Source organism: Arthrobacter sp. Z5-13, from assembly GCF_056499105.1.
In genome coordinates this window covers 3,564,376-3,575,372 of sequence record NZ_CP096460.1, presented here as the reverse complement: position 1 = coordinate 3,575,372, position 10,997 = coordinate 3,564,376, and the positions used below count along the sequence as shown (strand labels likewise).

11 protein-coding genes are annotated in these 10,997 nt (G+C 60.1%); 8 read left to right on the top strand and 3 right to left on the bottom strand.

What is annotated here, in order from left to right; translation table 11 throughout:
- Positions 1-38: 38 nt before the first annotated feature.
- The 4 genes from M1E02_RS16610 to M1E02_RS16595 all read left to right on the top strand — a co-directional run bounded on the left by M1E02_RS16610 (position 39) and on the right by M1E02_RS16595 (position 4,376).
- On the top strand, positions 39-455 hold the full coding sequence (locus M1E02_RS16610; protein WP_479375311.1) for an acyl-CoA thioesterase: 417 nt from the start codon (positions 39-41) through the stop codon (positions 453-455).
- 38 nt (positions 456-493) lie between these two features.
- On the top strand, positions 494-757 hold the full coding sequence (locus tag M1E02_RS16605) for a hypothetical protein (protein WP_479375310.1): 264 nt from the start codon (positions 494-496) through the stop codon (positions 755-757).
- Positions 758-853: 96 nt separating this feature from the next.
- Complete coding sequence (locus M1E02_RS16600) at positions 854-3,085, top strand: McrB family protein (RefSeq protein ID WP_479375309.1); 2,232 nt, start codon at positions 854-856, stop codon at positions 3,083-3,085.
- A 52-nt stretch (positions 3,086-3,137) separates the two neighbouring features.
- Entirely contained in the window at positions 3,138-4,376 is a 1,239-nt protein-coding gene (locus tag M1E02_RS16595; protein WP_479378195.1) for a 5-methylcytosine restriction system specificity protein McrC, read from the top strand.
- Between the two features lie 19 nt (positions 4,377-4,395).
- On the opposite strand, the gene M1E02_RS16590 is transcribed toward M1E02_RS16595, so the two are convergent.
- Positions 4,396-4,686 (bottom strand): hypothetical protein, encoded by a 291-nt coding sequence (locus M1E02_RS16590; protein WP_479375308.1) that lies wholly within the window; start codon positions 4,684-4,686, stop codon positions 4,396-4,398.
- A 158-nt stretch (positions 4,687-4,844) separates the two neighbouring features.
- Positions 4,845-6,509, bottom strand: coding sequence for a sensor histidine kinase (locus M1E02_RS16585; protein WP_479375307.1), 1,665 nt, complete (start codon positions 6,507-6,509; stop codon positions 4,845-4,847).
- Positions 6,510-6,609: 100 nt separating this feature from the next.
- On the opposite strand from M1E02_RS16585, the gene M1E02_RS16580 reads away from it, so the two are divergent.
- Positions 6,610-7,353: a response regulator transcription factor gene (locus M1E02_RS16580; protein WP_479375306.1), complete on the top strand. Its 744-nt coding sequence runs from the start codon at positions 6,610-6,612 to the stop codon at positions 7,351-7,353.
- Positions 7,354-7,413: 60 nt separating this feature from the next.
- Here M1E02_RS16580 and M1E02_RS16575 read toward each other — a convergent pair whose 3' ends face one another.
- Positions 7,414-7,860 carry a very short patch repair endonuclease gene (locus M1E02_RS16575; RefSeq protein ID WP_479375305.1) on the bottom strand — a complete coding sequence of 149 codons (447 nt, stop codon included), beginning with the start codon at positions 7,858-7,860 and terminating at the stop codon, positions 7,414-7,416.
- A gap of 334 nt (positions 7,861-8,194) precedes the next feature.
- On the opposite strand from M1E02_RS16575, the gene M1E02_RS16570 reads away from it, so the two are divergent.
- The 3 genes from M1E02_RS16570 to M1E02_RS16560 all read left to right on the top strand — a co-directional run bounded on the left by M1E02_RS16570 (position 8,195) and on the right by M1E02_RS16560 (position 10,957).
- Positions 8,195-8,842: a DUF6318 family protein gene (locus tag M1E02_RS16570; RefSeq protein WP_479375304.1), complete on the top strand. Its 648-nt coding sequence runs from the start codon at positions 8,195-8,197 to the stop codon at positions 8,840-8,842.
- Between the two features lie 572 nt (positions 8,843-9,414).
- A complete protein-coding gene (locus M1E02_RS16565; RefSeq protein ID WP_479375303.1) occupies positions 9,415-9,786 on the top strand; it encodes a hypothetical protein in 372 nt (123 codons plus the stop codon).
- A 100-nt stretch (positions 9,787-9,886) separates the two neighbouring features.
- Positions 9,887-10,957: an alkene reductase gene (locus M1E02_RS16560; RefSeq protein ID WP_479375302.1), complete on the top strand. Its 1,071-nt coding sequence runs from the start codon at positions 9,887-9,889 to the stop codon at positions 10,955-10,957.
- The last annotated feature ends 40 nt before the right edge of the window (positions 10,958-10,997 follow it).

The window sequence follows — 10,997 nt, the reverse complement described above, 5'->3', positions numbered from 1 at the left end:
CCGCGGCGGAAGCCCGTCGCCTTGAGGTACTTGTACCCATGCGCTGGGGGGATATGGATGCCTACGGTCACATCAACAACGTGCAGGTGGTGCGCATGTTGGAGGAGGCACGGATCGCGGCCTTCGGCCCGCCCCGTGGAGCGGGCCTAGCCGGAGTGGAACCGCAGGTTGCCCTCTTCAACGACGTTGAGGAGGGAACCCTGGCGTTGGTGGTGGAGCACCGGATCCGCTACGTGCGGACCCTCGAATACCGGAACGTTCCAGCGGTGGTTCAAGTCTGGATCGGTGCCGTCAAAGGCGCCAGTTTCGATATCCACTACCTTGTGCAAGATCCCGTCACTCGCGAGGATTGTGTCAGGGCCACCACCCACCTGGCCTTTGTGGATGAGGAGAGCGGCCACGTGTTAAGGCTGACTCCCGATCAAAAGCAGAGACTTGCTCCATTTGTCCACTAGTTTCAACGTAGCAATCAGAACCTGAAGAGGAGCCAAAGATGGCACGCAAGAGACGGGCTGACACGAAATCGTCCAACCGGGTGAAGTGGAAGGACATGCCACCCCAGGCCCGGTTTGGGACGGTGCTGGTGGGAGCCGTCCAGCTCACCCTGCTTCTTGCCGCGCAACGTGACATCTCCCGGCGTCCGGCAGAGCAGATCAGGGGCAGCAAGACCATGTGGAGGGTTGCCACGTTGATCAATTTCATCGGCCCGGGAAGCTATTTTGCCTTCGGTCGGAAGAAGTTACCGTCAGTAAAGTAACCACCTGAAGGCGCGTCGGCTCCGACTCGCCGTTGTGGCTTCTGAAATATAACTTTTATGGTGCTGACACCCAGCTTAAGCCTGTAAATTTGTCGGATGACCCCTGCCCTTAAGACTTCCATGCCCCGTGCCCTCGGTATCTCCAAGGAGATCGAAGATGCCGCCTGGTTCGTACTTGGGGCAGGTCTGCAGGGGAGACCTTCGGCCTTGGACGGCCTCACGCTGACCTGGACGGCAGACGCTGCCTCTGAGCTGCTGGAACGCCTGGAACGAGGCGTCTCAGACTCCAAGGCACCCATGATGACCAACCTGCGGGAGAACCTGCAGGATGCTTCCCGGAACGCCAAACAGCTGGCAGTGGAATTGTTGTTCCTCCAGTCACTCCCGCTGGCACACGAGGTCAAGTCTCTCAAGGTCAAGCGCGCCAGAGTTGCCGAGGCTGCTTCCTGGCTGGAGCCCCCGCTCGAGTTGCCTAACGAGCTGTATCAGGGCATGACGGACCATGGCGTTATCCGCGACCGCACAGCCGAATTCAACTGGACAATCTGGGACCACCTGAAGTGGCTGTGCAGGTTTGTCCAGCACGTGGACCAGCAGCCCACAGCTGTTATAGCCGATGCCCTCCAAGACCCCCTATCGTTCCACCAGCTTGCCGCGGGAACGCCTGACGATCAGCCGGCGATCCGCCGAAGCATCGAGTATCTCGCCTGGCCCAGCTACTTCGAACCCGTGGTGGCTGATGTTGAGAGGCAGGAAATCAGGGACGCCTTCGCATCCCTGGTGGGCGGCGCCAACGGTGACAGCGATGAGGAAATCACTGCCGACATCCACCGGATTCGCCTTCATCTGGACGAACAGGCCGGGCAGCGCATCGACTGGTACTCCCGGCAGCTCGTCAGCCAGTGGCGAAAAGTCGGGGACCCGGGACGCCGCGCCTGGCTTCTGCGGACCCACCACGACAACAGCGAGCTCCTCACTTCCTGGCAGGGCGATGAAAAGGTGACTCTCGACGTCGAACACCTCCGCCTTCTTGACGCCGGCGTTACGGCTGGGCTGGTCCAGCATGCGGTGGATGAGGACTACAAGCACCTTGGCTACGTGGAACGCGAAGACACCAAGACCGCGGTCTTTGGGTTCCTGACCGTCATGAAGCCCGGCGATCTTGCCCTCTACCAAAGCTCCGGCGGCGTCCGGATCGGCGTGGTGCTCGGCGAACCGGAACACAACGACGACAACCGGCGGATGCGCCGGAAGGTGCGCTGGTTCGACGAAACCCACACCATGACCGACCTTCCGCGCCATGTCCAGCGGCAGCTGGCCGCCTCAGGAATCATCGTGGATGTCACGCGGGTGATCCAGGCCCTCCAGGCTCTGTTGCCGGCCGAAGCGGAAGCTGAGGACGACGACGCCGCAGCGCCGGCCGCCGTCGTAGATCCAGGCCCTGAGGGGTTCCGTCCCCTGACGCCGGAGTTCGCCGCATCGTTGCATATGGACCTGGAACCGTTGCAGGAGATAGCCGAACTTCTTGAGGAGAACCGGCAACTGGTCCTGTACGGCCCTCCCGGGACGGGTAAGACCTACTTGGCCAAGCACCTCGCGGCTGAACTGGCAGGGGACACCACGGATGAGCGAGTGAAGCTTGTCCAGTTCCACCCTTCCTACGCGTACGAGGATTTCTTTGAAGGCTTCCGCCCGGACAAAACCGATGAGGGGCAGGTGTCCTTCAAACTCGTGGCAGGGCCCTTGCGGCGGTTGGCCGAGGAGGCAGCGAAGCCTGGCAATGAGACCAAGCCGTATTTCCTGATCATCGACGAGATGAACCGCGCCAACCTGGCCAAGGTTTTCGGCGAGCTGTACTTCCTCCTGGAGTACCGTGACGACCGCATCTACCTCCAATACAGCCCCAACGAGCCGTTCACGTTGCCGGACAACCTGTACATCATCGGCACCATGAACACCGCCGACCGGTCCATCGCCATGATGGACGCCGCCATCCGCCGTCGTTTCTCCTTCATTGAGCTGCACCCCACAACGGAGCCGGTGAAGGGCACGCTGCTGCGGTTCCTGCAGTCCCGCAAGCTTGATACGACGCCGGCCCTGCTCCTGGACGCCCTTAACGCGGCCATCGACGAGTGGGACCGTGACCTGATGATCGGGCCGTCGTACTTCATGAAGAAGGCGGCCCAGACGCCAGCAGGGCTCCGCCGGATCTGGAAGTACGAGCTGATGCCGCTCCTGGAGGAGCACTATCATGGCCAGCTGAACCGGGCGCAATTGGAAGAGCGGTTCGGCCTGGACCAGCTGCTGGGTCGTCTTGCGGACCGCTGAGCTGGTGTTGGAGTCTGCCAAGCCAGCCTCGCAGAGTCAGCGGAGCAAACAGATCCAGCCGGCCGGAAGGGGCATCCAAAAGCAGCGGCACATAGTCCTGGATGAGCTCTCCGTCGGCGTCGTCGACAGGCTCGACCCCGCCAGTGCCGCCTTTATCAACTCCAGCGGTTTGGCCAAAGCATCGCCCATGGGCCTAGGCCTGTACCGGATCGAACCGGTAGGAATGGTGGGCTCGGTCCGCACCGGGACCGTTCAGCTGGATGTCAGGCCTAAAGATCGGCTGAATCTGAGCCGGCTCCTTTTCCTGTTGAGCTACGCCGGCAATCAGGGGTTCCGCGACGATGCCGTAAACGCCGTGGAGGACTCGGAGCTCTGGAGCGCGCTGGCAGAATCCCTGGCCCAATTGGCAGAGCGGGCACTGACACGCGGCCTGTTGCAGGGGTATCTGAATGTTGATGAATCCCTGCGAACGGTGAAGGGACGGATCCGGATCTCGGACCAGATCTCGCGCCGCCCCGGCATGCTGGTACCCCTTGAAGTTTCCTACGACGAGTTCACGGAGGACATCCCGGAAAACCGGATCCTCCGGGCCGCCTTGGACCGCATGTCAAAGGTTCCCGGTGTGCGCGCGGACGTGTTGAGCAGGCTGCGCCAGCTCAAGGGGAAGCTCGACGGCGTCACCCGGCTCCAGTCCGGCGCTCCGCTGCCGCGCTGGCGTGCAAGCCGGATGAACCTGCGGTATCACTCTGTGTTGCGCCTGTCTGAAGTCATTCTCAGGAATGCTTCAGCCGAGGCTGGCGAGGGAGACCAGCATACTGCCGCTTTTGTGGTGGATATGTCCCGGGTGTTCGCAGACTTTGTGGGCACAGCCCTTCGGCAAGCCATGGCCGCCTACCCCGGGGAGACCAGGCTGCGGTACGATGCGACGCTAAACGAGGCCGTCAGGGACTCTGACCGCCTCACCGTCACTCCCGATGCCGTCCACCTTCTGGGCGGCCGCCCGGTGGCGGTGTACGACGCAAAGTACCGGGCGGCGTCGGACATTGGCGCATCCGTCTCAGCGGATCACTTCCAGATGCTGGCCTACTGCACGGCGCTGCAGGTTCCCACCGCGTGGCTGGTGTACGCGGGCCAAGGAGAAATAAAGCTGCGCCGGATCCTCAACACGGACATCGACGTCGTGGAATATCCCATTGATTTGTCCCTGCCGGCACCCCTGATTCTGGCTTCCATTGCGGACCTTGCCAGGGAATCGTGGGGCGATGTGGTCCGGCAGTCACAGCCGGACTAATGGCACCATACGGCTGAGATCACGCTACTTCAGAGGGCACCTTTCGGGTCGCCAGGCTCCGGCTGCGGAGGGACATGAGGTGCTGGAGGAGCGCGCGCTCAGGATTGCCCACGTTCAAGCTCAGGCACAGTCTCAAGCGGTCTCGGATTTCCGAGCCATCCGCTTCGGTCTCGCCGAGGATCGACTCGATGATGTCAGACGCCTGATGGCGAAGCGTCTCCACGTTGGGGATTTTGTCGATTCCTGGGGGATTACCGGCGTCGGGTCCGCTCTCACGCGCTTCTGCTTTTGTCATGCGTTTTTGGGGCATCGCATACTCTCCTAGGTCAGTTCTACCTTTGGGGAGACCACCTGCCGGTTTGAATAAATGGTACCGGCAGGAGGGCGTTCTGTCTCCAGCGAGCTTGCCTGGGAACTGGCTGTGCAGCGGTTTGCGGCGGCGACTTATGCCGGTGACTTATGCCCCGCTTACACCGGCACTCTGAACGTGAAGGTGCTTCCTTGGCCCACGGCACTTTCGAGCTCGATCGTGCCGCCATGGGCCTCGATAATTGCCTTGCTGATGGACAGCCCCAGACCAACACCGGGGATGGTGGTGCTGCGTACAGTGCCGGAGCGGAAGAACTTGGTGAAGACGTGGGCTTGGTCATGTTCGCTCATTCCCATCCCGGTGTCCTTGACCTCGCACACAAGATACCGATCGTCCGGCCGCAACGAGACCACCACCTCGCCACCGTTGGGAGAGTACTTAATAGCGTTGGAGACCAGGTTGTCCAGGACCTGTGAGATCCGGGCCGAGTCCACGTGGGCATCCATCGTTGGCGGTGTTTCCGCAAGGAGCCGCACTCCGGAGGTGTCTGCACGCGGGATGGCAGCGCTCACGCTTGCCCGCACCAACTCGGCCATATCTGCCGGACGCGGACTGACGATGAGCTGGCCCCTCCGGCTGGCCAGCAAGTCCGAAACGAGCGACAGCAGGCGCTCGGAGTTGCGGCGGATGATCTTGAGCGGATAGGTCTCCGCTTCTGTCAGTTTGCCCTCGTCCATGAGGATTTCCACATACCCCAGAATCGACGTCAGCGGTGTCCGGAATTCATGGGACACGTTGGAAACGAAGTCATCCTTGGCCGCCAGCGCGTTGACGAGTTCAGTCACGTCCCCAAACACTACGACGGAGCCGACAAAGTTGCCGTCACGGTCCTTCATTGCCCGCGCGCTGGTAGTCATGGCCCTCTGGTCATGGCCGTTTCCGAGCCACACGAGGTAGTCCGTGAATGTTTCTCCCTGGACCGCGCGTCGGACGGGCCGCGACTCGGGTGGCACCGGGGTGACGCGGTCAGCCTCGAAGACAAGCAGTTGGGTTTCGTCCGGATCGTTGATGTCAGGAGGCGTCGCCAGCCGGTGATGTGCGCGCTGCTTGCGGTTCATCAGAATGTCGTGACCATCGGCGTCGACGGCGACGACACCTAGGTGGACGGTTTCCAGCACAGTGTTGAGGATGTCTTCCTGCCGGGTGCTTGTGGCCAGGGCTGCGCTCAGCTGTTCGTCTTTCGCCTCGAGGTCCCGTTGCTGCCGCATCATGCTGAGCGTCAGGACACTCACCGACATACCGATCCCTAAGGTAACTACAGGCAGCAGCAGGGAGCGGGCAAAGTCCTGCCCACTGAAATGCCCGTGCACAATCAGGGGAACCCAGATGATGGCCAGAGGGGCAAAGAAGGAGGCGGCTATCGCCGCCCGTGGATACAGACCGGAGGCGCACAACCAGATGACAGGCAGGACTGCCATCAGACTGATACCGGTGAGGCCCTCCTGGCCTCCTTCCCTGCCCAACCCAATGGAAATGAAATCCAGCAAGGGAATGATGAGAAAGCTGGGGTAGGGGAGCCGCTCCCAAGGCACGGCGTAACAAAGAACCAGGATGACAGCCTGTGAAACGAGGAAGCTGATGAAAAGCGGATGGGTCAGAGACGCCGGAAAATAGGCTATGACCAGCACTGCAGTCAGTGCTGTTGTCACTGACAACGGCATTTGACTGAGGCCCACACGGCCACGCAGGGAGTACTTGTGGAAAGGCCGCCTGAAAAACATAAGGCGCCCTGATGGGATATTCCACGTTTTGTCTGCACTCATGCGCATAATGCCGAAATAAGGCGGTTATCTGCATTCATAACAACAGGGTATCCGCCGCGAGCTATACTGCAGACGGGGCTAGCGGACTGAGGGGGCTGCGATGAGCGAATCACGTGTAGGTCTTGTCATCGAAGACGATGAGGACATTCGAGGACTGGTGCGTGTCGTCCTGGCGCAAGCCGGTTTTGATGTTCACGCTGCCAGTACCGGCTCAGAGGGCGTTGAAGCAGCCAAAAGGCTGAATCCAGCCGTTATTACCTTGGATCTTGGCCTGCCCGATATCGACGGCTTCGAGGTTGCCCGGCAGATCCGCCAATTCTCCGACGCTTACATCGTGATGCTCACGGCGCGTGCCGAAGAACTCGATACCCTTATTGGGCTCGAATCCGGTGCGGACGACTATCTGACCAAACCATTCCGTCCAAGGGAACTGCGTGCGCGTGTCGCGGCGATGATGCGGCGGCCGCGTTCAGATTCTCCGGCGTCCGAACCTGTAGCTGCTCCATCGTCTGAGCAGCTGATTGTCCACAATGGGCTGGAACTGAGCTATGAGGCACGAACCGTTGTTGTGGACGGGGTGGAGCTCAACCTGACGCGGACCGAATTCACGCTTTTGTATGCGCTGCTGGAAGCAGGACGGCGCGTCCGGACAAAATCGGAGCTGGTGCGCAGACTCCGCGACGAGCCGTACGACGTCGGCGGGTACATTTCCGACGCCGACGAACGCTCCGTTGAGGTCCACATGGGAAACCTGCGGAAGAAACTTGGCGACACTCCACAGAACCCCCGTTGGCTGCAGACGGTCAGAGGCATTGGTTACAGGCTTGCTCCATCCCAGGAGTGATTCTGCCCAGGGATTTTTCTGGGCGTTCATTCGGACTTTAGGTGCCAGCTGATAGGAACTTTAGGTTCCAGTGCCAGTGCCAGTGCGAGCGGCTAGGAACTCGTCCAATTGGTGTTCCAGTTGTGTCAGGTTCTTAAGCTCGCACTCCCACACGGTGAGCACCTCCCAACCTGAGCTTTCCAGCTGAAGGCGTTGATCGGCGTCGCGCTTTCTGGTCTTGTTCCGCTTGATTTCCCAGAAGTCTGCATTGGCCTTTGGTGCATGTTGGCCTACCCGGCACTCATGAAAGTGCCAGAAGCAGCCGTTGATAAAGATGACCTTGCGACGACTGGCGAAGACAAGGTCCGGCCTGCCGGGTAACTTTCCGCCGGACGCCATTCCGTGCAAGCGGTAGCGGTAGCCCTTGGCGTGCAGAAACCGGCGGACCAGCATCTCCGGCTTGGTGTTCTTGCCCCTGATTCTGGACATGTTCCAGCTGCGCCGTTCAGGTGTCAGCCGATCTGCCATGGTTCCAGTCTAGGTTTCTCCGGGTTTTCCTGGCCGTGATGGCTCTGGATTTCCCGGGGTCTCACGCTGCTGTTGCCCGATTCCTGCCGTGTTGGGAAATGTAATTTGTTGATGCGGGGGCTCGATAAACGATCCTTTTCCGCGGGGGAATTGTGCCGTCATGGATGCTCTATTGCGTTTCTTCGCTCCATGTGACTTTTTATCTGGGCGTGCTAGTGGTAAAAAGCTACTTCAGGTGCCTGTGGATAACTTCGACTTGGTAAATGTCACCTCAGCTACCCTTTAAGCAATGTTCGGACCACGTGTCACGAAAACTATCGGGGGACAGCTGCTCATGACTGCTCGCAATTCGGTCTACACGCGTCTAGGGGTTTTGGCGGTCGCGGCAGTCGCCGCCGGCGCATTAGCACTCTCAGGATGTGCTGGTGGCGCCCCGGGCGGAACCGGAACGTCCAGTACGCCCGCACCAGCGCCGTCAACATCCACCGCAACTCCTACGCCGACCCCCAGCGCTGCCTACAAGCCAGCCGATGCAAAGGGCAAGGCGCAGAACGTCCCTGTTCCGGTCATGCCCGAAGCAGCGAAGGCGGAAACCAAGGAGGGGCTGGAGGCTTTCGCGAAGTACTGGTACGCGTCGCTGAGCTACGCCTATGAGACGGGAGACGTGGCTCCGGTCTCAAGCGGAAGTGATCCAAGTTGCGTCTTTTGTAAGGGTTTGATTGGTGGAGTAGCGACCGCATGGCAAGACGGACGGTGGATCGTCGGAGGACAGATAGAAGTGGCCTCAGTTACTGCCTCATTCCAACCGGGAGTCGCCACTCATCAGGCAACTATTCAAGTGGTCCAACAGAAAATCGAAATCCACAAACCAGGTGCGGGTCTGTATCAGCAGCCGACAGCTACCTCCAATTCAGCTAGCCAAGTAACGGCAGTGTTTGGAACGGATGGATGGGTGTTTACGGATCTTGGGCTCATAAGGTGAATAGCCGCAAGCCGTATCCAGTGTTGGGTGTTGTGCTGGCCCTTTTGCTGATTTCGCTAACCCCCCAAGCTGCTCAAGCCGGTGATCCCCCAATCGTCATCGGCTACGAAGAAAAGGGTGTTGAACTAGGGGCCACCAACTGGACGCTAGATAGGGAAACCGGAGAAATAGTTCCGATCGTTCCGGGACAAGTAACTGAGGATCCTAATCAATACAGAGCGGACCTTCAGTGTCAGGCGGATGACAACAGCCTGGAGATCAACTGTTTGCCGGGCCAGCGCGTTTGTCCTCCCCGAGAAGAAGACGGCGAAGAGGGAATCCCTGTTGTGTGGAAGGTTGCACCTAGGGCGATCGCTAACCCTGAGTGGACGGATTGGGACGCGGCTGGAGGGCCGACGTGTCTATACGATCAACGTCCAGAGGACCTTCTTCCACGGATCGCAGCGCGTGTAGCGGCGGAGTTCAAAAATCTCCCAATTCAACCAGCTAAATTGACCACACAGCCCAGTCCTCACACTCTGCGAGGAGCGGAGACAAACGTTTTTGGCAGCGCAGAGGAGCAGCAATTTGACGTGACGATTTTAGGTCAGCACGTTCATATCACCGCCAAGCCTTTCGAGTACTCGTTCGACTACGGGGACGGCGCCAGCCTTGGGCCCACCACCTTCGTGGGTGGCCCTCTGCCCGAGGACCGTTGGGGCGAAAAGACCCGGACCAGCCACGTCTATACCGAAACCGGGGACTTTCAAGTTGTACTGACCACTTACTTCCAAGGCACGTACTCCGTCAACAACGGACCGGCCTTGCCTATCCCTGAGCAGGGCCAGTTCAGTTCGCCTCCCCAGACCGTCAGCGTTTGGAGGTCGATCACGCGCAACTACGCTGACGACTGCATTGACAATCCTCAAGGCCAAGGCTGCCCTGGAGTCCCAAGCGTCCCATAGCCCTTTATCGGGCCCAAGTGATCTGCGTCTCAGGCGGAATAGTTGCTTGTGCAAACAAGTTGCGGAGGGTGGATACTCCTCACAATCAAAGGATTTGCGCATGTTGTTTTCTCCGCTGACGCTTGGCGAGCTCGAGCTGCCCAACAGGCTTGTAATGGCACCACTGACCCGCGTCCGTGCAGGAAAAGAGGGTGTTCCGGGATCCCTGGTGGCAGAACATTATCGCCAGCGGGCCTCCTTGGGACTCATCATCAGCGAGGGAATCTACCCCAGCCATGCAGGCCAAGGATATTCGGGCCAGCCGGGACTCGTTACTGAAGCGCAGCAGGCAGGATGGGAAAGCGTCACCGCGGCCGTTCACGCCGAAGGTGGGCGAATCTTCGCCCAGATCATGCACGCCGGCAGGGTCAGCCATGAAACCGTAAACGGCGGGTATGAAGTGATCGCTCCGAGCGCCATCGCCATCGAGGGCGAAATCCATACTCCGCTGGGCAAAGTGGCCTACCCAGAGCCCCGCGAACTGGGAACGGGGGAGCTGCCTGCAATTATTCAGGAGTTCGTTCAAGCCTCAGTGAACGCTATTTCGGCAGGTTTCGACGGCGTCGAGCTTCACTCCGCCAACGGTTACCTTCTCCATGAATTCCTCAGCCCGGCATCCAACCAGCGCGATGACGTTTACGGTGGCTCTCCTGAGAATCGTGCCCGCTTCGTCATTGAGGTGGCTCAGGCCGTAGCTGCAGTGCTGGGCGGCGACCGCGTGGGGATCCGCATCTCGCCGGAACACAACATCCAGGACGTAGTGGAAACGGACGAATCTGATGTCCTGGCCACCTATGGAGCGTTGGTCGATTCCATCGAGCCGCTCAACCTCGCGTACCTGAGCATCCTCCACCAGGATCCTTCGGGCGAGTTGATTCAGGGCCTCCGGAAGCGCTTCGGGGGACCGTTCCTGGTCAACTCCGGCTTCGGCATGGTGACCTCCCGTGATGAGGCAATGGGGCTGGTGGCGGACGGGCATGCTGACGCCGTCGTCGTCGGCCGTCCGGCTATCGCCAACCCGGACCTGGTCCGCCGATGGCAGGAAGGGCTGCCCCTGAACGAGGCAAACCCCGCCACCTTCTACGGTGATGGTGCCGAGGGTTATACCGACTACCCGGCGTACCAGAACTAAATAACGCTGCAGTGGCCGCGGGGCACCGCAATACGGTTGC

What these genes read in the sequence shown, in the direction of transcription:
- M1E02_RS16610 (WP_479375311.1), top strand. Translation starts at nt 39, where the DNA reads ATGCGCTGGGGGGATATGGATGCCTACGGTCACATCAACAACGTGCAG.
- M1E02_RS16605 (WP_479375310.1), top strand. Translation starts at nt 494, where the DNA reads ATGGCACGCAAGAGACGGGCTGACACGAAATCGTCCAACCGGGTGAAG.
- M1E02_RS16600 (WP_479375309.1), top strand. Translation starts at nt 854, where the DNA reads ATGACCCCTGCCCTTAAGACTTCCATGCCCCGTGCCCTCGGTATCTCC.
- M1E02_RS16590 (WP_479375308.1), bottom strand. Translation starts at nt 4,686, where the DNA reads ATGCCCCAAAAACGCATGACAAAAGCAGAAGCGCGTGAGAGCGGACCC.
- M1E02_RS16585 (WP_479375307.1), bottom strand. Translation starts at nt 6,509, where the DNA reads ATGAGTGCAGACAAAACGTGGAATATCCCATCAGGGCGCCTTATGTTT.
- M1E02_RS16580 (WP_479375306.1), top strand. Translation starts at nt 6,610, where the DNA reads ATGAGCGAATCACGTGTAGGTCTTGTCATCGAAGACGATGAGGACATT.
- M1E02_RS16575 (WP_479375305.1), bottom strand. Translation starts at nt 7,860, where the DNA reads ATGGCAGATCGGCTGACACCTGAACGGCGCAGCTGGAACATGTCCAGA.
- M1E02_RS16570 (WP_479375304.1), top strand. Translation starts at nt 8,195, where the DNA reads ATGACTGCTCGCAATTCGGTCTACACGCGTCTAGGGGTTTTGGCGGTC.
- M1E02_RS16560 (WP_479375302.1), top strand. Translation starts at nt 9,887, where the DNA reads ATGTTGTTTTCTCCGCTGACGCTTGGCGAGCTCGAGCTGCCCAACAGG.